Annotated in this window: 18 protein-coding genes and 2 pseudogenes; 3 read left to right on the top strand and 17 right to left on the bottom strand. The window is 35.7% G+C overall.

What is annotated here, in order from left to right:
- Nucleotides 1-24: 24 nt before the first annotated feature.
- From OLM53_RS04720 to rluF, 5 genes are read right to left on the bottom strand one after another with little or no spacing between them, the layout of a single operon-like run.
- Nucleotides 25-1,155 carry a peptidylprolyl isomerase gene (locus tag OLM53_RS04720; protein WP_264521894.1) on the bottom strand — a complete coding sequence of 377 codons (1,131 nt, stop codon included), beginning with the start codon at nucleotides 1,153-1,155 and terminating at the stop codon, nucleotides 25-27.
- Between the two features lie 9 nt (nucleotides 1,156-1,164).
- Nucleotides 1,165-1,731, bottom strand: a complete 567-nt coding sequence (gene gldI, locus OLM53_RS04715; RefSeq protein WP_264521893.1) for a gliding motility-associated peptidyl-prolyl isomerase GldI — start codon at nucleotides 1,729-1,731, stop codon at nucleotides 1,165-1,167.
- 4 nt (nucleotides 1,732-1,735) lie between these two features.
- Nucleotides 1,736-2,740 carry a DHH family phosphoesterase gene (locus OLM53_RS04710; protein ID WP_264521892.1) on the bottom strand — a complete coding sequence of 335 codons (1,005 nt, stop codon included), beginning with the start codon at nucleotides 2,738-2,740 and terminating at the stop codon, nucleotides 1,736-1,738.
- A gap of 59 nt (nucleotides 2,741-2,799) precedes the next feature.
- A complete protein-coding gene (crcB, locus tag OLM53_RS04705; protein ID WP_264521891.1) occupies nucleotides 2,800-3,171 on the bottom strand; it encodes a fluoride efflux transporter CrcB in 372 nt (123 codons plus the stop codon).
- 5 nt (nucleotides 3,172-3,176) lie between these two features.
- Nucleotides 3,177-3,950, bottom strand: a complete 774-nt coding sequence (gene rluF / locus OLM53_RS04700) for a 23S rRNA pseudouridine(2604) synthase RluF (RefSeq protein WP_264521890.1) — start codon at nucleotides 3,948-3,950, stop codon at nucleotides 3,177-3,179.
- Between the two features lie 127 nt (nucleotides 3,951-4,077).
- Here rluF and OLM53_RS04695 point away from each other — a divergent pair, with 127 nt between their 5' ends.
- Together OLM53_RS04695 and OLM53_RS04690 are read left to right on the top strand one after the other, a co-directional pair.
- Nucleotides 4,078-4,950, top strand: coding sequence for a cyanophycinase (locus tag OLM53_RS04695; RefSeq protein ID WP_264521889.1), 873 nt, complete (start codon nucleotides 4,078-4,080; stop codon nucleotides 4,948-4,950).
- A 5-nt stretch (nucleotides 4,951-4,955) separates the two neighbouring features.
- Nucleotides 4,956-5,798 (top strand): isoaspartyl peptidase/L-asparaginase, encoded by an 843-nt coding sequence (locus OLM53_RS04690; RefSeq protein ID WP_264521888.1) that lies wholly within the window; start codon nucleotides 4,956-4,958, stop codon nucleotides 5,796-5,798.
- Between the two features lie 114 nt (nucleotides 5,799-5,912).
- Here the strand turns inward: OLM53_RS04690 and lpdA are convergent, their stop codons facing one another.
- The 3 genes from lpdA to truA form a co-directional block, all read right to left on the bottom strand.
- Nucleotides 5,913-7,301 (bottom strand): dihydrolipoyl dehydrogenase, encoded by a 1,389-nt coding sequence (gene lpdA, locus OLM53_RS04685; RefSeq protein WP_264521887.1) that lies wholly within the window; start codon nucleotides 7,299-7,301, stop codon nucleotides 5,913-5,915.
- A 112-nt stretch (nucleotides 7,302-7,413) separates the two neighbouring features.
- On the bottom strand, nucleotides 7,414-9,171 hold the full coding sequence (locus OLM53_RS04680; RefSeq protein ID WP_264521886.1) for an ABC transporter ATP-binding protein: 1,758 nt from the start codon (nucleotides 9,169-9,171) through the stop codon (nucleotides 7,414-7,416).
- 3 nt (nucleotides 9,172-9,174) lie between these two features.
- Nucleotides 9,175-9,912: a tRNA pseudouridine(38-40) synthase TruA gene (gene truA, locus OLM53_RS04675; protein ID WP_264521885.1), complete on the bottom strand. Its 738-nt coding sequence runs from the start codon at nucleotides 9,910-9,912 to the stop codon at nucleotides 9,175-9,177.
- Nucleotides 9,913-10,009: 97 nt separating this feature from the next.
- On the opposite strand from truA, the gene OLM53_RS04670 reads away from it, so the two are divergent.
- Nucleotides 10,010-10,519: a metallophosphoesterase family protein gene (locus OLM53_RS04670; protein WP_264521884.1), complete on the top strand. Its 510-nt coding sequence runs from the start codon at nucleotides 10,010-10,012 to the stop codon at nucleotides 10,517-10,519.
- A gap of 95 nt (nucleotides 10,520-10,614) precedes the next feature.
- Here the strand turns inward: OLM53_RS04670 and OLM53_RS04665 are convergent.
- The 9 genes and pseudogenes from OLM53_RS04665 to OLM53_RS04625 form a co-directional block, all read right to left on the bottom strand.
- Nucleotides 10,615-12,404: pseudogene (locus OLM53_RS04665) on the bottom strand (acyl-CoA dehydrogenase family protein).
- Between the two features lie 38 nt (nucleotides 12,405-12,442).
- The gene (locus OLM53_RS04660; protein ID WP_264521883.1) at nucleotides 12,443-12,790 is read right to left on the bottom strand and encodes a four helix bundle protein; all 348 of its coding nucleotides are present in this window, start codon (nucleotides 12,788-12,790) and stop codon (nucleotides 12,443-12,445) included.
- Nucleotides 12,791-12,811: 21 nt separating this feature from the next.
- Nucleotides 12,812-13,992: pseudogene (locus OLM53_RS04655) on the bottom strand (acetyl-CoA C-acyltransferase).
- 93 nt (nucleotides 13,993-14,085) lie between these two features.
- Nucleotides 14,086-16,476 (bottom strand): 3-hydroxyacyl-CoA dehydrogenase/enoyl-CoA hydratase family protein, encoded by a 2,391-nt coding sequence (locus tag OLM53_RS04650; RefSeq protein ID WP_264521882.1) that lies wholly within the window; start codon nucleotides 16,474-16,476, stop codon nucleotides 14,086-14,088.
- A gap of 43 nt (nucleotides 16,477-16,519) precedes the next feature.
- Nucleotides 16,520-16,870 carry a four helix bundle protein gene (locus OLM53_RS04645; RefSeq protein WP_264521881.1) on the bottom strand — a complete coding sequence of 117 codons (351 nt, stop codon included), beginning with the start codon at nucleotides 16,868-16,870 and terminating at the stop codon, nucleotides 16,520-16,522.
- 36 nt (nucleotides 16,871-16,906) lie between these two features.
- The gene (locus OLM53_RS04640) at nucleotides 16,907-17,338 is read right to left on the bottom strand and encodes a MarR family winged helix-turn-helix transcriptional regulator (RefSeq protein ID WP_264521880.1); all 432 of its coding nucleotides are present in this window, start codon (nucleotides 17,336-17,338) and stop codon (nucleotides 16,907-16,909) included.
- Between the two features lie 185 nt (nucleotides 17,339-17,523).
- On the bottom strand, nucleotides 17,524-19,545 hold the full coding sequence (locus tag OLM53_RS04635) for a M3 family metallopeptidase (protein ID WP_264521879.1): 2,022 nt from the start codon (nucleotides 19,543-19,545) through the stop codon (nucleotides 17,524-17,526).
- A 102-nt stretch (nucleotides 19,546-19,647) separates the two neighbouring features.
- Nucleotides 19,648-20,091 (bottom strand): SHOCT domain-containing protein, encoded by a 444-nt coding sequence (locus tag OLM53_RS04630; protein WP_264521878.1) that lies wholly within the window; start codon nucleotides 20,089-20,091, stop codon nucleotides 19,648-19,650.
- A 236-nt stretch (nucleotides 20,092-20,327) separates the two neighbouring features.
- Nucleotides 20,328-23,438 (bottom strand): gliding motility-associated C-terminal domain-containing protein, encoded by a 3,111-nt coding sequence (locus OLM53_RS04625; RefSeq protein WP_264521877.1) that lies wholly within the window; start codon nucleotides 23,436-23,438, stop codon nucleotides 20,328-20,330.
- Nucleotides 23,439-23,440 lie beyond the last annotated feature (2 nt).

Genomic DNA, 23,440 nt, shown 5'->3' with positions numbered 1-23,440 from the left:
TTATGGTTTATTACTATTTATAATTTACTTTTTTAGTTCGACTTCAAATATCAAATTAGCATTTGGAGGAATTACATTTCCAGCTCCTTGTTCTCCATAACCTAAATTATATGGAATATAAAAAATAGCTTTTTCACCCAGTTTTAATTTGCTTAATCCTTCAACAAAACCAGGAATCATTCTATTAGAACCCATTACATAAGGTAATGGAGAATAACCATTTTGTATAGCTCTTTGTTCGTCAAACATACCAAATTCTTTGGCAACTGCCGAGTCACTAGTATCAAAAAGTGTCCCGTCTTCTAAAAACCCTGAGTATTCTATATAAACAGTTTCTCCATCTTTTGGTATATCTTGTTTTGATTTTTGAAGTATTTTGAATTTAAACCCAGATGAAGTTTTAGTGGCTGATTTTTTTAATTCATTGAAATACAAAACTTTTTTGTCTTTTACCGCTTTGTATTTTTGGTCATATTTTCTTTTGTTCTCAGCATCAATTAAAGCTTGCTTTTTTTGATTTTCAAGTTCTTTTTTGAAATAGTCATCAAAGACTTTTACAGCATCAAATTTTTTAACGGCTTCTCCTTTACGGATGATTCGTATGGTTTTGATAACATCCTCTTTTACAATCGAATTTACTACTGTCATTCCATCTCCAACCACTGAACCGAATACAGTGTGCTTTCCATCTAACCATTGTGTTTCTACTAAAGTGATAAAAAATTGACTGCTATTAGTATTGGGACCAGAATTTGCCATAGATAAAACTCCTGGTTTGTCATGTCTTAAATCGGTAAATTCATCTCTGAATTTGTAACCAGCATCGCCTGAACCATTTCCTAAAGGGTCTCCAGTTTGTACCATAAAATCTTCAGTATCACCGTTTAGTTTTGAGATTACTCTGTGAAATTTTAATCCATCATAAAAAGGTTTTCCTTTGAATTCTTCTGTAACAAATTGGTTTTTACCTTCAGCCAACGTAACAAAATTGGCTACAGTAACTGGGACTTTTTCGTAATCCAGTTTTAGTAAAACGGTGCCTTTTGAAGTTTCCATCTCGGCATATAATCCGTCTTTCAAATCTTTATATTCATCTTTGCAAGAGGTTAAACTTGCTGTAATAATGGCTAATAAAAGAAAAATCTTTTTGTTCATTTTGTGCTATTAATTTTCTGGTTTTACTTTTTCTTGCGGTTTAAAATCATTTAAGGTGACAGTACAAATAATGGGCTCATTCGATTTAATCAACTTGTTATCACCATGATATCCGTAAGCCATATGAGATGGAAAAAGGAACGTTACTTTTTCGTTCTTATGCATTAATTTTATTCCGTCACGTAACCCCATCAATATATTTTGTTTATCAACATGATAGGTTTGAGGTCGCAATTCTACTTCTGAATAGACAACATTACCTTTTAAGTCCATGATTTCATAATCAAATTGAGCAATATCTCCTTTTTTTGGACGAAGAGTATCGCGCTCATTTTTGGTTACATAATGATACCAATATCCTTTTTGAGATGCGATATATTGTATTTTTGGATTACTCTTTATGATGGAGTCTATTTTACTTTCTTCACCTGCAATAAGCTTCTTATTTCTAATAGCAGATTCTTTCATAAAGGTTCCTGAAGAACGTGAAATTGGCATACGGGCTTGTTGTTGTTTACAACTTGTGAACGCTGTAAGTGCTAGAAAGAGAATCAGTATTTTAACTAGATTTTTCATGTTCTTAAATGATTATTTTTGAAATTAAAGCTTCAAATTTAGCAACTGTAGCTTTCATACTTTCATATGATTTTCCACCGGCTGCATTAATGTGTCCACCACCGTTGAAATTTTCTCTGGCAAATTGATTCACATCAAAATTACCTTGAGAGCGGAACGAAATCTTGATAATATTTTCATCTTTATGCTCAATAAAAATGGCAGCAAAATGAATCCCTTTTATAGTTAACCCATAATTCACAATGCCTTCAGTATCTCCTTTTTCGTAATGAAATGTATCTAATTCCTTTTGTGATAAAGTAATATAGGCGGTCTTATATTCTGGAAACAGTTTCATATTCTGCAAAGCCCTACCTAGAAGTTGCAAACTACTGTATGAATTATTGTCAAAAAGTAAATTATAAACCTCGCTGTTTTGAACCCCTTTGTCAATTAAATCAGCCACAACTCTGTGCGTTGTACTTGTAGTTGATGGGAAACGGAACGAACCAGAGTCGGTTAAAATTCCAGTATAAATGCAAGTGGCAATGGTTTTATCTATCAATTCTTTTTTGTCTAAAAAGGAGATGAAATTGTAAATCATTTCACAAGTGGAACCAAAAGAAGTATCAGAATAAGTAAAGGTAGCATAAGTATCTGGTTTCTGATGATGATCAATCATTATCATTGGAACAGAAAGTTTGTTCAACACTTGCTCCATTTCACCAGTTCTGTGTAATGCATTAAAATCTAAAGTGAAAACTAGTTCAGCGTCATTTATTATTTTGGTGCAATTTTCTCTACTGTTTTCATACACTAAAACTGTTTCCGAACCTGGCATCCAAGCCAAAAAATGAGGAAAATCATTTGGAGCAATGACGACAGGTTGGTGATTTAATTTTAAAAGAAAATGATATAATGCCAAGGTGGAACCAATAGCGTCACCATCAGGGCTTCTGTGTGGAATTATAGCAATCTTTTTGGGAGTTGCCAATAAATTTTGAATGGCACTAATTTCTTCTTTTTTCATCGTTGGCGAAAGTACTAAAAAATGAAACAAGATTGCACAGCTTAACGAGATTTTAAGTTTTATTTAGCCATCAAAAGACCAAACCAAATGGCAAAAAGTCCAAGGAATAGGCTCATTGCAATATATCCAAAAGCCAATAGTGAATTATTGTTCTGAAACAAATTGTAATTCTCCATTCCAAAGGTAGAAAAAGTCGTAAATCCACCACAAAAACCAGTGATTAAAAACCACTTTAATTGACTGTCACTCAACTGATTTTTTTCTAAAATCCCAATAAATAATCCAATTAAAAAACAACCAACCAAATTAGCAATAAAAGTGGCTAAAGGAAACTGATTTGACCAGAATTTAGAAACCAAAACAGAAGTCAAAAAGCGCAATACGCTTCCTAAGGCACCTCCAATAGCTATATAAAAAATGGTTTTTAACATGTTTATTAAGAATTTGGATTTCTATTAATTCTATGATTCTGCTTGGGTAAACTAGCCTCTTCTGTTTTGCTAGAAGGTTCAATTAATTTGTTTAATTGTTTGATTTCATCTTCCGTTAAATCTCTATAACGACCCACATGAACATCAAGTGAAATATTGATAATTCTTGTTCTTTTTAGTGCTGTAACTTCATAATCCAAGTACTCACACATTCTTCGAATTTGACGATTCAACCCTTGGGTTAAAATGATTCGGAAGACAAATTTACTGATTTGTTCTACTTTGCATTTTCGGGTAACGGTATCCAAAATTGGAATTCCATTGCTCATTTTTTGGATGAATCGGTCCGTAATTGGTTTGTTTACCGTAACGATATATTCTTTCTCGTGATTGTTTCTGGCGCGGAGAATTTTGTTTACTATATCTCCATCATCGGTCATGAAAATTAAACCTTCACTGGCTTTGTCTAATCTTCCAATAGGAAAAATTCGTTTAGGGTAATTGATGTAATCAACAATATTATCTCTGACATTTTGGTTGGTAGTACACTCAATTCCAACGGGTTTGTTAAAGGCTAAATAGATTGGTTTTTCTCTTTTTTCTCTAATCAATTTACCATCCACACGCACTTCGTCATCTAAAGAAACTTTGGTTCCCATTTCTGGAACAATTCCGTTAATGGTAATGCGTCCTTCTTCCAATAATTTATCCGCTTCACGACGAGAACAAAATCCCGATTCGGAAAGAAATTTATTAATGCGTGTCTGATTGATTTCCATTTGGCAAATATAGGATAATTTAAGAAGTTGATTTTAATTTCTGTTTCTTGATAAGTAAGTTAATAACTGGTTCCAAAAAAATAAAAAAAAGATTTGTAAGTAGTAAGATTTTCCTATTTTTACCCACATGAATATACGTGGAAAACTAATTATAATTGGTGGAGCTGTTGACAAAGGCAGTTTTACTGAGACCGATTTAGATAAAAATGCCGCAAAGAATTTAAACTTTTTTGAGGCTGGAATCTTAAAACGAATTATAGACGAATCAAAGCATAAAGCCAATTCTCGCATTGAAGTGATTACAACTGCTTCCAAAATTCCAAGAGAAATTGGACCAGAATATGTAAAAGCATTGCATTATCTTGGAGCTGACAACGTTGATGTACTTAACATTGAGCGTCGGGAACAAGCTATGGACAATGAAATATTAGATCGTTTAAAAGCTGCGGATGTGGTAATGTTTACTGGTGGAGATCAGTTGCGATTGACATCTATTCTTGGAGGAACGCCATTCCATGATGTTTTATTAGACAAATACCATAATGAAGAGTTTGTATATGCCGGAACTTCTGCTGGTGCTGCTGCGGCTTCTAATAATATGATTTATCAAGGAAGTAGTAGTGAAGCTTTGCTGAAAGGTGAAGTAAAAATCACGAGCGGTTTAGGTTTAATTGATGGTGTAATTATCGATACTCATTTTGTACAACGGGGTAGAATAGGAAGGCTTTTTCAAGCTGTAGTGGGTAATCCAAAAGTGCTTGGTATTGGACTTGGAGAAGATACTGGTTTGTTGATTACCAATAATTCTATGATGGAAGCCATTGGATCAGGGCTTGTAATTCTAGTGGATGGAAGAGAAATAAAAGATACCAATTTGACGCAAGTAGAATTAGGACAACCTATATCCATCAATCATTTGGTTACCCATGTGATGAGTATTAATGATACGTTTGATTTGACTACTTTTAAGATGACTATTAAGTCTTCACAATACGTTTAACCACCATGAAAATTATCATTCACGGAGGTTTTTTCTCTGAATCATCTACCAATCATGAAACCAAAGTTGCCAAACAGCAAGCCTTACTTCATATTGTCAAAGATTCCTATGATTATTTAAAAACACATTCTGCACTTGATACGGTTGTGTACGCTACATCATTATTGGAAGACGATGAGTTATTCAATGCTGGTATTGGTTCCCAAATTCAAAGCGATGGCAAAATCAGAATGAGTGCTTCGTTGATGGATGGCTCGACTTTAAAAATGAGCGGAGTCATAAATATTGAAGAAGTAAAAAATCCGGTGCAAGTTGCCAAAGTTTTACTGAATTACGATGACAAAGTTTTGGGAGGCAGCGGAGCTACAAATTTTGCAAGGGAACTTGGTTTTGAAAAATTCTCTACCGAAATTCCGCAACGTAGAGCAGAATATGAAGCTAAACTAGAAGCAACAAGAATAGGAACTGTAGGTTGTGTAGCCTTGGATGCTAATGAGAAAATTGCTGTAGCTACTTCTACAGGAGGAAAAGGTTTTGAAATTCCGGGAAGAATATCCGATTCGGCAACAGTAGCTGGAAATTATGCCAATGAATATTGTGGCGTAAGTTTAACAGGAGTTGGTGAAGATATAGTGAGTGGTGCAGTAGCAGCCAAAATTGTCACCCGAGTTACTGACGGATTTACTTTAGCGGAAGCTTTTGAGAAAACCTTTAATGAACTAAAACCTTTCGATGGTTTTGCTGGCGCCATTGCCATTGACAGTAGAGGAACCATTTTTCACCAAGACTCTCATCCTAGTATGGTCTTTGCTAGTTTTGATGGTGAAAAAGAGGAGGTCTTTACTTAGTACTTATAAAAATATAAAATAAAAGCCCAATCGAAAGATTGGGCTTTTATTGTTAATCGAAAATATCCGTCTTGCTTTAACAAAACGGATTTTCTATAAATTCTTATTTGTTATTTATAAATGTATCACTTCTCCATAAGCATCAGCTACAGCTTCCATAACGGCTTCACTCATGGTTGGGTGTGGGTGGATTGATTTCAGGATTTCGTGTCCTGTAGTTTCCAATTTACGTGCTACGACAGCTTCTGCTATCATATCCGTAACTCCGGCACCTATCATGTGACAGCCTAACCATTCACCATATTTAGCATCAAAAATTACTTTTACAAATCCGTCTGGAGTTCCAGCAGCTTTAGCTTTACCTGAGGCTGAGAAAGGGAATTTTCCAATTTTCAATTCGTATCCTTTTTCTTTAGCTTGTTTTTCGGTTAAACCAACAGAAGCAATTTCAGGAGTAGCATAAGTACAACCTGGTACGTTTCCATAATCTATGGGTTCAACATGTAATCCTTTTATTTTTTCTACACAATTGATTCCTTCCGCTGAAGCCACGTGTGCTAGAGCTTGACCTGGAGTAACATCACCAATAGCATAATAACCAGGAACATTAGTTTGAGAATAAGCGTCTACTAAGATTTTATCTTTATCGGTTTTGATACCCACTTCTTCTAGACCAATGTTTTCAATATTAGTTTTAATACCAACAGCCGAAAGTAATATATCAGCTTCAAGAATTTCTTCTCCTTTAGCAGTCTTTACAAAAGCTTTTACTCCTTTTCCAGAGGTATCTATTTTTTCAACAGAGGAATTGGTCATAATATTGATACCTGCTTTTTTCAACGAACGCTCAAATTGTTTTGAGATGTCTTCGTCTTCTACTGGAACAACATTAGGCATAAACTCCACAATGGTAACTTCTGTTCCCATCGCATTGTAAAAATGCGCAAACTCCACTCCAATAGCTCCTGAACCTACAACAATCATTTTCTTTGGTTGCGTTGGCAAGGTCATGGCTTGTCTGTATCCAATTACTTTTACACCATCTTGTGGTAAGTTTGGTAATTCTCTTGAACGGGCACCAGTAGCGATGATGATATGATCAGCTGAATATTCGGTTACTTTTCCGTCAGCAGCTGTTACATCAACTTTTTTTCCTGGTTTTATTTTACCAAAACCATCAATAACGTCTATTTTATTTTTCTTCATTAAGAATTGAACCCCTTTACTCATACCATCAGCAACATCTCTCGAACGTTTTACAACGGCTGAGAAATCTTTGTCAAATTCTTTTATCGTTAGTCCATAATCAGAAGCATGTTTTAGGTAATCAAAAACTTGAGCTGATTTTAGTAAGGCTTTGGTTGGGATACAACCCCAATTTAAACAAATACCGCCAAGGTTTTCTTTCTCGATTACGGCTACTTTAAAGCCTAATTGTGAGGCACGAATAGCAGTAACATAACCGCCAGGACCACTTCCTAAAACAATAATATCGTATTTCATTTTTTCGAATTTATTTTAATATTGGTAAAAATGCAGTCGCAAAAGCTTGTGTCATTTTTGTATGATTTTCTAAATTAATTGAGACTGCGAATTTATGGATTTATTTTGAAATTTATTCAACTTCAGAAGCAAACTGAGAATCATACAATTTTTTATAATACCCGTCTTTTTTGTTGACTAACTCTTGATGTTTTCCTTCTTCTACAATCTGTCCTTTATCCATTACAATAATTTTATCGGCATTGATGATGGTTGCTAATCGATGAGCAATTACAATAGAGGTTCTGTTTTGGGTAATAGTTTCAGTAGCTCTTTGAATTAATTCTTCACTATAGGTATCAATAGAGGAAGTCGCTTCATCCAAAATCAAAATACTCGGATTACTCATATAAGCTCGAAGAAATGCAATCAGTTGTCGTTGACCAGAGGATAACATTACCCCACGTTCTTTTACATCATAGTCATAGCCATTGGGTAAACTTTTTATGAATTTATGAATGCCAATTTTTTTAGCAGCAGCGATTACATCTTCTCTAGTTATGGCCGGATTATTTAAAGTGATATTATTGTGAATGGTATCCGCAAAAAGAAAAACATCTTGAAGTACAATGGCAATTTGAGCTCGTAAACTATCCAACTGAAAATCATCAATGTTTTCATCATCAATGTAAATGGCTCCCGAACTTATTTCGTAAAAACGATTTAAAAGATTGATAATAGTTGATTTTCCTGCTCCTGTAGCACCGACGATAGCAATCGTTTCGACAGCGTTTACTTTTAAATTAATGCCTTTCAACACTTCTTCATTATCAATATAGCTGAAACGAACTTCCTCAAAACGGATATTACCTTTAAAATGACTGGCTATTTTTTTTCCGTTACTTTGGATATCGTCATCGCTATCTAGTATGTCAAATACTCTGTTGGCCGCAATCATTCCCATTTGCATTTCATTGAATTTATCAGCAATTTGACGCAACGGATTAAATAATAAACCAATGAACATGGTATAGGAAAACAAATCCCCAAAGGTGGTAAATTTATCACCATCTAAAATATGAAAACCACCGTAAAGCACTACAGAACCTAGTACTAAAGAAGAAATAATATCGGCAATAGGGAAGAAGATGGAGTTATAAAAAATGGTCTTTATCCAAGCATTATTGTGTTTGCTATTGATTTCTTTAAACTTTTCATATTCAATGTCTTCTCGATTGAATAGTTGTACAATCTTCATCCCAGTAATGCGTTCTTGAACAAACGTATTCATGTTGGCTATTTGCGTTCGTACTTCTTCAAAAGCCACTTGCATTTTACGCTGAAATATTCTTGTAATATAAACTAAAAGAGGCATGGCAATAATAACAATCCAGGTTAATCGCCAGTTCATATAGAGCATGAAAAAGAGCACTACCACCATTTTCATCATGTCACTAAAAATCATGAACAAACCTTGGCTAAAGATTCGAGCGATTTGTTCTATATCAGAGACAGAGCGAGTTACTAATTGTCCAACGGGAGCGTTATCAAAATAGCGCATTCTAAACGTTAGCAAATGTTTGAACAATTTAGTTCGGATATCTTTGATAATATCTTGTCCTAACCAATTCGCCCAATACACAAAATAGAATTGCGAAAAGGTCTCTAAAAGCAACACAATTCCCATCATAGCTACATAAAACAGTAAGCCATGTTCGTCTTTGGGTTTGATATAGGAATCAACAGTTTGTTTTAATAAATAAGGACGCAACGCAGCAAATACAGATAGTGATATAGCAAATAAAACCACACCATAGTACCTGAATTTATAAGGCTTGGTGTATTTTAAAATTCGTTTGAATAATTGGGTATCAAATGCTTTTGCTTGCATTTATTATTTTAGGTATTTGTATTCAATTTGGGTTAAATATAATCCATGTGCTGGTACTGAAAATCCAGCTTCATTACGATCTTTACTTTCAATTATTTTTTCAAAATCTGTTACATTTATTTTTCCAGTGCCAATGTTAATCATCGTTCCTACAATAGCTCGAACCATATTCCGTAAAAACCTATCCGCCGCAATGGTAAAAACGATAGTGTTTCCCGATTGCTTCCAATGAGCTTCAAAAATAACACAATTAAAAGTTCTAACATCGGTATTTGTTTTAGAAAAACATTCGAAATCATTGTACTTAAAAAGGAGTTGACAGGCCTCGTTCATTTTGTCTAAATCCAATGGAGCGGTAACAAACCAACTATCGTCACTTTCAAAAGCATCCTTAGCCGTATGGATATGATATTCATACGTTCTTTTAGTAGCATCAAAACGAGCATGTGCTTCATCAGCTACTTTGATAATGTTGAAAATCACAATGTCTTTCGGTAAAAATGAGTTGAGCTTTTTTACTAAAGGTTCCACTTCAATGGCACTATCATAATCAAAATGAGCAAACATTTGCTTGGCATGAACGCCCGTATCAGTTCGACCAGCACCAACAATGTCGATTTCATTTTTTAGTAATAAAGATAAGGCTTTATTCAGAGTTTCTTGTACAGAACTAGCATTGGGTTGGTATTGCCAACCGTGGTAATTCGTTCCTTTATACGCTAATTCAATAAAATATCTCAATGTTGAAATTCCAAAGTTTTGACATTACAAAGTTACAAAGTTTTTATGTTGCCAAATGGTTAAAGTTTTTGGTATAAATTTGTACCCTATTCAAACGATGAAAAAAATACTACTTCTTTCCGACACCCACAGCCACATAGATGATGCTATTTTAAAATATGTTCGTCAAGCGGATGAAGTATGGCATGCTGGCGATATTGGTGATTTGAAGGTTACAGATACTTTAAAAAAAATTAAACCACTACGAGCTGTTTATGGGAACATTGATGATGATAAAGCCAGAATGGATTTTCCTTTGAACAATAGATTTCAATGCGAGGATGTTGATGTTTGGATTACTCACATTGGTGGATATCCAGGGAAATACAATCAAACTATTAGGAATGAAATTCAAATTAATCCCCCAAAGCTTTTTATTTGTGGACATTCGCACATCTTAAAAGTGCAGTTTGACAAAAAACTGAATTTGCTACATATGAATCCGGGAGCGGCTGGAATTTATGGGTTTCATCAAGTTCGAACCATGTTACGTTTTGAGATTGATGGAGATAAAATTCAAAATTTAGAAATCATCGAATTGGGAAAACGTAATGTTGTTATTGACTAGCAATAGTATAAAAGACATTCATTGGGCCGAACAAAAAAAAGGCACCCATTATTGAGTACCTTCTTCTTTTTCAAAACATTTAACTTAACTTCTAACTAAAAACAATAGCCATTCTCCGCCACTAACTTGGTGGTAATGGTTTCTCTTAAACCAACTATATTGGGCATGTTAGTATATTTTGTAAAACGACGTAATCCCATTAGCATCATGCGTTGTTCATCGCCTTCGGCAAAGGAGATAATGCTTTCTTTTCCTTTCTGAGTTACTACATCGACTGCTTTGTATAAGTATAATTTAGCCATAGCAATTTGCTCTTTTACATTGGCTTCTCCTTCTTTTTTGGCTAACTTTTCTGTACGCAATACAGTACTTTCGGCCATATAAATTTCAATCAAGATGTCAGCAGCAGCCATTAATAACTGTTGGTGTGAATCTAAATCAGGTCCATATTTTTGTACGGCACCACCCGCTACCATAAGGAAGGCTTTTTTCAGTTTACCGATAAGTTCTTTTTCTTCTGAAAACAACTCAGAGTAATCAGGTGTATCAAATGAAGGAATACCCATCAATTCCTCTTGTACTTTAGAAGCTGGTCCAAGTAAATCAACATGTCCTTTCATAGCTTTTTTAATCAACATTCCTACGGATAACATACGATTAATCTCGTTGGTGCCTTCGTAAATACGAGCAATACGAGCATCACGCCAAGCACTTTCCATCGGAGTATCTTCAGAGAATCCCATTCCACCATAAATCTGAATCCCTTCATCCGCAGCGTTTTGAACATCTTCCGAAACGGCGACTTTAAGAATAGAACATTCGATAGCGAACTCTTCAACCCCTTTTAACTCGGCTTCTTGGTGAGAAGTACCTTCTGCTTCACGTAATTTGATTCGGGTTTCGATATCTTTTGCTGCACGATAAGTGGCACTTTCTCCTGCATAAGCTGAGGTTGCCATTTCGGCTAATTTATATCGTATTGCACCAAAACTAGAAATAGGAACATTAAACTGAATTCTTTCGTTAGCATAATTCACTGCATTTGAAGTAACTCTACGTTGCGCATCCAAACAAGCAGCAGCCAATTTGATTCGACCTACATTCAAAGCATTCATGGCAATTTTAAACCCTTCACCACGACCGGCTAACATATTTTCGACAGGAACTTTAGTTTCATTAAAAAATACTTGACGAGTAGAAGAAGCACGAATTCCTAATTTGTGTTCCTCTTCGTTCATGGTGATTCCATTAGCTGGATCATTTTCTACAATGAAACCAGTGATGTTTTTATCGTCTTCAATTCGGGCAAACACGATGAATAGTGAGCAGAAACCAGCATTTGAAATCCACATTTTTCCTCCAGTAATGCTATAGGTTTTTCCATCAGCAGAAAGTACTGCTTTAGTCTTTCCTGAATTGGCATCACTACCGCCCCTGGTTCTGTTAGGCAATAAGCACCAAACCATTCTCCTGAGGCTAACTTAGGAACGTATTTTTGTTTTTGTTCTTCGGTTCCGTATAACGTAATGGGCATAGTCCCAATTCCAGTATGAGCCCCAAAGGCTGTAGAAAACGAACCTGTTGCTCCGGAAATATAGTCACATACCAAGCAAGTATCTACGAATCCCATTCCCATTCCACCATAAGCTTCAGGAACAGCAACACTCAGGAAACCCATATCACCAGCTTTCTTCATTACTTCTTCGGTAAAAGCATAATCTTTAGCCTCGAATCTGTTTTTGTTGGGCCATATCTCTTTGTCCACGAATTCTTTAACCGAATCGCGCATCATAATTTGTTCTTCCGAAAAATCTTCGGGAGTGAAGATATCTTCACATTTGGTTTCTTTTACGAGGAATTGTCCTCCTCTTGTTATATCGCTCATGGCTTTATTATTTTAAATTTTGAATTATAAATTTTAAATTATTTCTTCTCTTGTGATGTTTTGATAATCTTAGTTATTATGTTGATTATGTGTTCTATTTCTATGAGGTATTCTTCAACATTTATTTTAGTCAATTCTGATTTATCTAATAGTCTTAACCAATACTTAGTTTCTCTTGCTTCTTTGTTAGCAATAGAAAGCTTATTGATAAAATCTTTCATTGACTGACCTGCAATCGCTTCTTCAACATTTGCTCCAATACTAGTTCCACATCTTAATAACTGCTTAGAAACTATAAATTCGTTTTCTTTTTTTAATTGAATAAATAATTTGATAATCATCAATGAAAAATCAAATGTTTTATTAGCTATCAAATTATCTTTCATTTAAAATTTAGAATTTAAAATTTATAATAATTCATAGACTCCAGCCGCACCTTGCCCAGTTCCTACACACATAGAAACGATTCCGTATTTATCACCACGACGTTTCATTTCATCAAATAATTGTACCGATAATTTAGCTCCTGTGCAGCCAAGCGGGTGCCCTAAAGCAATGGCACCACCATTCACATTTACAATTTCTGGATTGATTCCTAATTCGCGTGTAACGGCTAATGCTTGGGATGCAAAGGCTTCGTTTAGTTCAATTAAGTTAATATCATTTAATGTTAGTCCTGCTTGTTTCAAGGCTTTCGGAATTGCTTTTACTGGACCAATTCCCATGATTCGCGGTTCAACCCCTGCTGCTGCATAACTTACCATTCGGGCAATAGGAGTGAGGTTTAATTCTTTTACCATATCCTCGCTCATGATTAAAACAAAAGCGGCTCCATCACTCATTTGAGAGGAATTACCAGCCGTTACACTACCACCAGCTGCAAAAACAGGTTTTAATCCGGCTAAAGCTGCTGTAGAAGTTCCAGCTCTTGGTCCTTCGTCTTTGGTTACTGTGTATGATTTAGTTTCTTTTTTACCATTTTCATTGATGAAGGTTTGCTCAATAGTTATCGGTACGATTTGTTTGTCAAACTTACCATTTGCTTGAGCTTCCAAAGCCTTTCTGTGTGAATTAAAAGCAAATTCATCTTGGTCTTCACGAGATACATTGAATTGTTTGGCCACTGCTTCTGCTGTTAATCCCATTCCCCAGTAGTAATCCTCGTGACCTTCTTTAGCCACAGCATAATCTGGAGTGGGTTTGTAACCACCCATTGGGATGAAACTCATGCTTTCGGCACCACCTGCAATAATACAATCTGCCATACCACTTTGAATTTTAGAAGTTGCCATGGCGATGGTTTCCAATCCTGAAGCGCAATAACGATTTACGGTAACACCGGAACTTCAGTAACTTTTAATCCCATTAACGAAATTAAACGCGCTACGTTTAATCCTTGTTCGGCTTCGGGCATGGCGTTTCCTACCATTACATCATCGATACGGGTTTTATCAAAATCGGGCAACTCATTCATCATAAACTGAATGGTTTCGGCAGCTAATTCATCGGGTCTTTTGAATCGGAAAACTCCTTTTGGCGCTTTCCCAACGGCTGTTCTGTATGCTTTTACTATATAGGCTGTTTTCATATTTTTATTTTTTGAGAGGAAAGAGGCAAGAGGCAAGACCGCTTTGCTGAAAGATTGTTTTTTGTCTTTCTTCTTTCTTCTTGTTTCTTTCTTCTAATTTCTCAATGGTTTTCCTTTGGTTAACATAAATTGGATACGTTCCAATGTTTTTCTTTCGGTACAAAGCGATAAAAAGGCTTCTCTTTCGATATCCAATAGGTATTGTTCGGATACTAAGGTTGGTTCTGATAAATCGCCACCCGCCATAACATAAGCTAGTTTGTTAGCAATCTTTTGATCGTGTTCCGATATGTATTTTCCAGCTACCATTTGGTCGGTTCCCACTAAGAACATCCCTAAAGCTTGCTTTCCTAAAACCTTTACATCGGTTCTTCGGATAGGTTGTGTATAACCAGCTTCAGCCATTAGCAACGCGTGTTTCTTAGCTTCAGCAATTTGACGGTCTTTATTGACTACGACAATATCTTTGCCTTTTTGCAATACTCCGGTATCAAATGCTTCGTAGGCTGAAGTTGATACTTTAGCCATCGCCACAGCTAAGAAATATTCCTGAAGTACATTTAATTCCACATCGTTTTTACGGAATAAATCAGAAGCACGCAATGCCATTTCTTTAGAACCCCCGCCACCTGGAATTACTCCAACTCCAAACTCTACCAAACCAATATAACTTTCAGCGGCAGCCACCACTTTATCAGCATGTAACGTCATTTCGCAACCCCCACCTAAGGTCATGCCATGAGGAGCAACAATAACAGGAATTGAAGAATAGCGCACTCGCATCATGGTGTCTTGGAACATTTTGATGGCCATATTTAGTTCATCGTATTCTTGTTCTACCGCCATCATAAATATCATTCCGATATTAGCTCCCACAGAGAAATTAGCTCCCTGATTACCAATCACTAATCCACTGTATTCTTTCTCGGCAAGATCTATTGCTTTGTTGATTCCAACCAAAACATCACCACCAATGGTATTCATTTTGCTTTGGAATTCTAAATTCAAAATACCATCGCCTAAATCGTGAATAACAGCACCACTATTGCTCCAAACTTTTTTGCTTTCGCGGATGTTATTTAGTATGATAAAACTATCTTGTCCCGGAACTTTAGTTTGTGATTTTGTTCCGATGTTATAGAAATAAGTAGCCCCTTCTTTTATAGTATAAAAACTAGTATTCCCAGAAGCTATCATGTCATTAACCCAGGCAGCAGGTTTTAGACCTTCGGCTTCCATTAATTCGATTCCTTTTTGAACTCCGATAGCATCCCAAATTTCAAACGGACCATTCTCCCAACCAAATCCCGCTTTCATGGCATCGTCAATTTTGTAGAAGTCGTCAGTTATTTCAGGAACTCTGTTGGAAACATAAGCAAACATGGCAGTAAAATTCTTTCTGTAGAAATCACCTGCTTTGTCTTTTCCTTTTACTAATACTCTAAATCTATCAATAGGTTTATCAATAGTTTTGGTCAATTCTAATGTTGCAAACGAAGCTTTTTTCGCTGGGCGATATTCCATCGTATCTAAATCTAATGATAAAATATCTTTGTCAACTTTCTTGTAAAAACCTTGTCCTGTTTTACTTCCCAACCATTTGTTTTCCATCATTTTGTTGATGAAATCTGGGAGTTTGAATAGCTCGTGTGCTTCGTCATTTGGGCAACCCTCATATAAACCATTGGCTACATGAACTAAAGTGTCCAAACCAACCACATCCACAGTTCTGAATGTAGCCGATTTTGGTCGACCAATAACGGGTCCAGTTAATTTATCCACTTCTTCGATGGTTAGGCCCATTTCTTTTACCAAATGAAACAAACTTTGAATTCCGAAGATTCCAATTCGGTTCCCAATGAAAGCAGGAGTATCTTTGGCTACGACCGAAGTCTTCCCTAAATATCTAGAACCATAATCAAATAAGAAATCTAATACTTCTTGAGCCGTTTGAGGTCCCGGAATGATTTCGAACAATTTTAAATAACGAGCAGGATTAAAGAAATGTGTTCCGCAGAAATGTTTTTGGAAATCTTCGCTTCTTCCTTCACTCATAAACTTGATAGGAATACCAGAAGTGTTTGAAGTGACCAAAGTTCCGGGCTTACGGAATTTATCGATTTGTTCAAATACCAATTTCTTGATGTCTAGTCGCTCTACTACTACTTCAATAACCCAATCGTAGTTAGCTATTTTCGCCATATCATCGGTAGTATTTCCAGTAGTAATTCTACTAGCAAACTTCTGACTGTAAATAGGAGAGGGATTCGATTTCAAGGCATTCGCTAAATGATCATTCACAATACGATTGCGAACCGCTTTACTTTCTAACGTCAATCCTTTTTTAGTTTCGATTTCAGTAAGGGCATTTGGAACAATATCCAATAACAAAACTTCTAATCCAATGTTAGCAAAATGACAAGCAATTCCAGAACCCATGATTCCAGAACCCACTACAGCCACTTTTTTAATTGTTCGTTTCATTTATTTTTTATTAGATGAAAGAAGCAAGAAGCAAGAGAAAAGATTATTCCAATTTACTGATAAAACCAGTAATCATTTTTTGGAATTCAATTATCTTATTTTCTACTTCTTTTGTTCTTTCTTCGGTTATATAATTATTTTGATATGCTATTAATACTTGTGTTTGTAATTCAAAAGAGGAACCTAAGCTGATATTTAAAAAATGTTTAAAATGAATGTCACTTCTGTTAGACCCTTCAGCTATATTTGATGGCATTGAAATCGCAGCTCTGTTCATTTGACTTGTTAAACCATAAACCTCATATTTAGGAAAATCATGTGTCATTTTATTTATATCTGATGCAATATCCATTGACAATATCCATATTTTAAGATTTTTAAAATTATGTTTCATAAGTCTTGCTTCTTGTCTCTTGCTTCTTTCTTCTATTTAAAATATCTTTTTCTCGGTTATCAAATCATTAATCACTTCAGCAACCTCCATGAAGTGTTGTAACTTTTCTTCAGAGATGTTTTGTTTTACTATTTCGTTGAATTTTAAAACAGTACTTTTTGATTGTTCTCGCATCTGTTTTCCTAAATCGGTTAGGTATATCAATACCCCACGACCGTCATCTGGATTTTTCTTTCTGATGATTAAGCCTTTTTCTTCAAGGGTTTTTAAGGTCCGTGTTAAGCTTGTAGGTTCCATTCCCATTCGGTTACTGATATAAGTAGATGGGGTTCCGTCTTCTTTATCAATACTTAATAAGGCAAATCCAATTGCCATAGAACCTTCAAATTTGGATGCTTCTTCGTTATACATGCGGGCAACGGCTTGCCAAGTAGCGCGGAGTATATAATCAATGGTTTTGTCTTTCATCTTGGTTTACGATAACGTTTTAGTTCCGAAGTCAAAGATATAAATAATTTATTATGCACGCATACTATTTGTGTTAAATTTTATGCATGCATACTATTTTTTATTTTGAAAGTAAAGTTAGGGAACAAAAAAAGCGAAAGAAATTACTCTTTCGCTTCTGTAAACATTCGATTCATATTTTGCTCCTAGTGAAGTCCTAAGCTTTTAATGTAGGCTTTATTATTAGAAGGCCTTCCTAAAAATTCTTCAACGGCTTCTATGATATCTCTTTGGGTTCCGTTAGCTAAAATTAGTTCACGATAGCGCAACCCTGTTTTAGTATCGGTCAAACCATTCTTTTCAAATTGGGTAAACATATCTTGCGCATAAACTCTGGACCATAAATAACCATAATAATATACAGGGTGTGTATTGATGTGAATCCAGCTAGCTTGCGGATGGGTATTATCTACATAAAAATTCATTATGCCCAATTGCTTATCAATATTTTTCCATATTTGATCGGTAGCAATTGGTGCTTTCGAATTGTATTTGTCATACAAATTCATATCATACAAACATTTTTGAAGTTGTTGTATGGTACTTAAACCAGAAGCTACTGTTTTGCTTTTTTGGATATTCTCAAAGGTAGCTTTTGGAAGTGTTTCACCAGTTTTGTAATGTTTGGCAAACGTACTAACAATGTCATAATTACTAATCCAGTTTTCAAATAACTGTGACATCGACTCTACAAAGTCGGGTTTTGAATCCGATTGAAAAGAATAGTCTCCATGAAAAGACATCATGTTTACAATATGTCCAAACTCATGAAATAACGTATTTAACTCTTTTTGGCTCAATAGTGAAGGAGAAGTTTTGCTAGGTTTTGTAAAGTTTCCTAATAGCATGGAAACCGGTATTTCCTTTCCTTTTCCAGAAGCTATGTTTACTCCATAAAACCAAGTTTCTTTATTTGGTCTCGGAAAAAGATCCATATAAAACCGACCTTTTAAAGTATTGCCTTCATATACTTCATACATTTCAACATCTTCTTGCCATACCGAAGGATGCTCCACTTTTCTAAATTCAAAGCCTAATAGTTTCTGATAAATGTCAAACATTCCTTTTAGACATTGTTCCATTGGGAAATAGGCTCTTAATTCTTCATTATTCACCTGGTGCTTTTTCTTTACTATTTGATTTTTGTAAAAACTAATATCCCAAGGCGCTAACTCCACCTTATCTTTTGTGTTCAATGCCGCTTTTTTCTCATCGGTTAACAGTTGAACATCGGCTATTGCCTTTTCTTTGGCACGACTTATCAAATCATTGATAAATCCCCAAGCCGTTTTTGAGTCTTTTGCCATTTTCTGAACCAAACTATAAGCAGCAAAGGTGGGATACCCCATGACTTTGGCTAACTCATCGCGTTTTTTGACCATACTATCTAAGATGCTTAGGTTTTTATCCGCTGCTCTATTATTGAATTTAATATAATAAGCCTTTCTGGTTTCTTCTAATGCGGCATTGCTCATAACCGTTTCATTAGTAGCGTTAATGATAGGGATTTCATATTTTCCTTCACCTACTTTATAGTTGTTTTTAAATTCTTCAGGCAGTCCTTGCATTCCCTTTTCATCTACTACTAGGATATCTTTGGACGTATTCATATTGTTAGAATAGTCAGTAGAAAGGTCACCGATTTCTTGGGTCAGTTTTTTGAATTTTTGAAGCTGTGCCTCACTCAAATTTACTCCAGAACTCTCTGACTTAAGAATCATGTCATCTACCAACATCTTTTTAATTCCTTTAAGCTCTTTATAGGCAGCCGATGATTTAAAACCAATCATTTTAGCATAAATATCTTTATCGGCATTGATAACAGTAGTTAATGAGTCTATAACATGATAACTAGCGATTCCTTTGGCACGGATAAGCGAATCAGTAGAAACCCAATTCAGCATAAAACAATTATAGCTAGTGGTGCTAATCCTATTTCTAACTTCATCCATAGCTTCAAATACATTGGCAAAAGTGGTGGTAGGCTCTTTCTTAATAGCAGCCATCTTTTTGCTTACTTCTTTAATGATGTAATTTGCATAATCGGTTACGTCATTGGGAGTCACTTTTGCATAGGCTACTGGTTCATTCAAACCTACTAGAAAAGGATTGTTTGTATTCTCTTGTTTTGATTGAGAATGGCCTATAACTATATTTAAGGAACACATAAGAAAAGTTAGGTATGGCAATTTTGTTTTTTGAATCATGATGATACTATAATTGAGAATTGTATTGTTTAGGATAGTGATGTATTTTAGGTGTCTCGGTATTTAATTCCCTAATATTTTTCTTTTTTGTTGTTCAAATTCTTCTGAAGTGATTACGCCGTCATCTACCAAGTCTTTGAGCTTTTTTAGTTCGTCGGCTATGCTTATGTTGCTTGTGGTGGAGCTTGCATGGGTATGATTAGGCTCATTTTGCATGGCACTTTTTATTTCCATTTTTCCTTTTTCGATGCCTTCTTTGATTTGTTTTACTTCGGCTTTGGTAAAACCATTAGCTGCCATCATAGTACCCCCTGCAAAAATAGTAATGGAAGAGAAACCTATTAATGGCGTATCTATCTCAACAGAGGCTATATGATCGTAATCAAAATGTTTGGTTTCTCCGCTAAATAGTCCAGGTATTTTGATGGTAATGCCTGAGGGTTCTAAATAGATTTCAGCAGGAAACAGTTTATTGCCAGAGGATAGGCGTGAAGCTACAAATTTCATAACGTATTATTTTTAGTTTTTGGTAGCCAAAGATAAAGAGTAATTCGATTTTAATTATAGATACCATCATTATTTTACTGATGAGCTATATACAACTTATAGATGGCCCAAAGAAGTATTGCCAATGTTATAGAGCCTAAAAGTAAGGCCACTATTCTCATTCTTTTTCTAAGTTCTTCTCTCATGAAAGGTATTCATTACTATACTATCAATGGAATTTCAAACTATGATAAAGACTAGTCTTCTCTTAAAAGATAAATCCAACCTGTTTTTGATTCTTGTCGGTTATCATTAAAATCAATTACATAGAAATAAGTACCATCAGGTAATATGGTGCCATCATCTTTTTGACCTTTCCATTCTTTTAAATAATTATCTTTAGAATAGACTTTCATGCCATATCTATTAAAAATACTTAAGTGTTTTACATTTAATAGTTGCAAGTCGAAAAAATCATTTTTGTCATCATTATTTACTGAAATCCCTTTCTGAACCCCACAAAAAACATGATCAACAAGAACGTTTTTACTCACTGCACAGCCATTAGTATTAATCACTTTTATAGTGAAATTCAAAGGCAACGTTTCTATAGCTGGTGTTCCATTTAAATAGGCTGTCACATCAAAAAGCGCCGAAGTACTAACGGTTTGATTATTCAGCTGCCAAATATAAGAAGCTGTAGTGCCATCAAAACTTTGATTTAATGGAGTAACCTGAAAATAGAAATCACCATTGTCACAATAACCTTTGTACTCAAAATCAAAATCATTATACACCTCTATTTTCAAAGTAGTTGTATTGGCACATTCACCAATATTAGGACTAAAGGTATACGTGGTTGTTTGGGTATTATTGATAGCTGGAGACCAAGTACCTTGAATACTATTGTTAGACGTTACTGGAAGATTAGTAATGCTACTTCCATAACAGGCGGTGGCTACTGGAGTAAAAGTAGGATTGACTTTTGGATTGACTGTAATCGTTATTTGTTTTGGATTAGAACAAACACCAGCATTTGGCGTAAAGGTATAAGTAGTGGTAGCTAAATTATTGACACTTGGTGACCAAGTTCCACTAAAACTGTTATTGGATACCAAAGGCAGCGGCGAAAGCGTATCTCCTTCACAGATGGGGTTTATAGTAGTAAAGGTAGGATCTACTTTCGGATTTACAACTACGGTCATGGTGGCACTATTGGTACACAAACTAGTTGCCGAAGGAGTGAAAGTATAAGTCGTTGTGTTGTTATTATCAATACTAGGAGCCCATGTTCCTGTCACGCTATTATTAGATTGAGTTGGTAAGGTGAAGGTATCTCCAACACAAATTGGATTCACTTGCGTAAATAATGGAGTAACTCGTGGATTTACATTAATAGTAATTTGAACATTGTTAATACAAGTCCCAGCACTAGGGGTAAAGGTGTAGTCAGTAGTAGTTACATTATTGGGAGCTGGTGACCAACTTCCTGTAATATGCTCGATAGAACTGGTTGGTAATGGCAATAATACATCTCCTTCACAAATTGTGGTTGGTATACTAAAGGTTGGCACCGACCCCGTTGGAGAAACCACTATGGTCATATCCGCTGTGTTGAGACAGCTCCCTGAACTTGATGGTGTAAAGGTATAAGTAGTGGTGGTTTGGTTATTTAAAGCTGGTGCCCAAGTTCCCGTTATCCCATTATCCGAAGTAGTAGGCAAAGGGTTTAAAGGTTGCCCTTGACAAATAGACGGAACTTGAGTAAATACAGGCGACACATTGCCCCCTACACTCACAGTTGCTACCGTAGATAAATTATTAGAACAAGTCCCAGTAGCTCCTAAAATATAGACCAAATTGATGGTTTGATCGGTAGCGGCATTAGGTATAGTAACAACAGATGTTCCACCTGTTCCTATAGTAACATTAAGTGTACTACCATTATTAATTTTATAACTAACAATGTCCCCAGGAGTACCTGATATAGTAAAAATGGCATCTTGACCAGGGCAAATAGGAGAATTAGTAGTTACCACTGGAGTAGTACAAAGCGTACCACAAACAGCAACAATAGGGGGGGTAATAAAATCGAAGGACGTTTGGTTCATGTCTTGGTTAGTACCATCTCCCATAGAACCATTAATACGATGCCCTACATAACCATATCTAATGCTTCCTAATTTAATCACAGCAGTAGAATGTCCACCAGTTTCACAATGCGTAATGACATCGGTGCTCTGAATACCAGCAGGGATATTTAAATAATTAGTTCCTGATTCAACGGCTCGGCCTGCCATATAATAGCTATTAACACCCGCTGTATATAGAAGCCCTCCAGCTTTTATGACCGATAATCCAGGGTATAAATTATCATGTTCATTAGCCGAAATCCAAGCAGCATCGGTAATTACTGAGCCATTTGGATTTTTACAATTCACCCATATATTTCTATCAGTCGCAGTATTATCACCCAATTGACCATTACCATTCTCCCCCAAACTGTATACTTTTTTATCGGTACCTAAAACATAATACGAGGGAGACCCCGAAGAGCTACTGTCAAAGGTTCCTTGAATCATCTTTATTCCCGGAATCCCTGTTGGTAATGTCATTTGTGTGGCAAAAGATCTGTCTGTTGCCCCTGTGGCATTTCCTAAATAGGTAGATTCCCCCCATGTCCAAAGTGTACCATCCGATTTTAAGGCAAATCCAAAATTACCAGAGCCTCTACTAACAATTACATTACTCAAAGGGGTGGTTGGGTCTTGCATTATCTTTACCCAACCTGTTTCTGTTCCTGTATTTCCTCTCATCAGTGAATTTCGAGATAATACGTATACCTCTCCAGTACAAGTTGTTATCATTACAGTACCTGAAGATATAAAAAGAATTTTAACATCGGTAGGGGTTATGTTCAAGGGTAGGCCATCTGCTTTTCCAGCTACTGTAATTTTTCTAAAAGAACTAGAGGTAACGACAGAACTGCTTATTACAGAATTTGGAGACCCCACAACAAATAGTCCTGTTGAAGTTAACACTACCATTTGTGTTAAATCCCCAATCCCTATTTTAAATATAGTGCCTGTTAAAGCGGGATAGGTGGTAGCATTAATCGTAGTTGGAGATAGAAAATGCCCATTCCCAGTATTATTGATGTAAGCCCCCCAAGCTCTCCAACTCCCATTAGGCTCTCGGATATAACTAGCATGATAAGCAGCGCCCATATTATCATAGGCAATACTGGCGGCATCATCATTAGAGTAAAGACCGGTATTTCCATTACACACCTCAGAATCGCATTGCCCAAATAGTGGATTTATGGCAAATAAACAAGTCGCGAACAATAGTATCACTATTTTTTTCATAA

The sequence above is a fragment of the Flavobacterium sp. N1994 genome (assembly GCF_025947145.1).
Lineage (GTDB): Bacteria > Bacteroidota > Bacteroidia > Flavobacteriales > Flavobacteriaceae > Flavobacterium.
The sequence above is the reverse complement of the archived record's forward strand: the minus strand, read 5'-3'. Positions and strand labels throughout refer to the sequence as shown.

Coding starts and splice junctions, on each gene's coding strand:
- OLM53_RS04720 (WP_264521894.1), bottom strand. CDS start 1,155: ATGAACAAAAAGATTTTTCTTTTATTAGCCATTATTACAGCAAGTTTA.
- gldI (WP_264521893.1), bottom strand. CDS start 1,731: ATGAAAAATCTAGTTAAAATACTGATTCTCTTTCTAGCACTTACAGCG.
- OLM53_RS04710 (WP_264521892.1), bottom strand. CDS start 2,740: ATGAAAAAAGAAGAAATTAGTGCCATTCAAAATTTATTGGCAACTCCC.
- crcB (WP_264521891.1), bottom strand. CDS start 3,171: ATGTTAAAAACCATTTTTTATATAGCTATTGGAGGTGCCTTAGGAAGC.
- rluF (WP_264521890.1), bottom strand. CDS start 3,950: ATGGAAATCAATCAGACACGCATTAATAAATTTCTTTCCGAATCGGGA.
- OLM53_RS04695 (WP_264521889.1), top strand. CDS start 4,078: ATGAATATACGTGGAAAACTAATTATAATTGGTGGAGCTGTTGACAAA.
- OLM53_RS04690 (WP_264521888.1), top strand. CDS start 4,956: ATGAAAATTATCATTCACGGAGGTTTTTTCTCTGAATCATCTACCAAT.
- lpdA (WP_264521887.1), bottom strand. CDS start 7,301: ATGAAATACGATATTATTGTTTTAGGAAGTGGTCCTGGCGGTTATGTT.
- OLM53_RS04680 (WP_264521886.1), bottom strand. CDS start 9,171: ATGCAAGCAAAAGCATTTGATACCCAATTATTCAAACGAATTTTAAAA.
- OLM53_RS04670 (WP_264521884.1), top strand. CDS start 10,010: ATGAAAAAAATACTACTTCTTTCCGACACCCACAGCCACATAGATGAT.
- OLM53_RS04660 (WP_264521883.1), bottom strand. CDS start 12,790: ATGAAAGATAATTTGATAGCTAATAAAACATTTGATTTTTCATTGATG.
- OLM53_RS04650 (WP_264521882.1), bottom strand. CDS start 16,476: ATGAAACGAACAATTAAAAAAGTGGCTGTAGTGGGTTCTGGAATCATG.
- OLM53_RS04645 (WP_264521881.1), bottom strand. CDS start 16,870: ATGAAACATAATTTTAAAAATCTTAAAATATGGATATTGTCAATGGAT.
- OLM53_RS04640 (WP_264521880.1), bottom strand. CDS start 17,338: ATGAAAGACAAAACCATTGATTATATACTCCGCGCTACTTGGCAAGCC.
- OLM53_RS04635 (WP_264521879.1), bottom strand. CDS start 19,545: ATGTGTTCCTTAAATATAGTTATAGGCCATTCTCAATCAAAACAAGAG.
- OLM53_RS04630 (WP_264521878.1), bottom strand. CDS start 20,091: ATGAAATTTGTAGCTTCACGCCTATCCTCTGGCAATAAACTGTTTCCT.
- OLM53_RS04625 (WP_264521877.1), bottom strand. CDS start 23,438: ATGAAAAAAATAGTGATACTATTGTTCGCGACTTGTTTATTTGCCATA.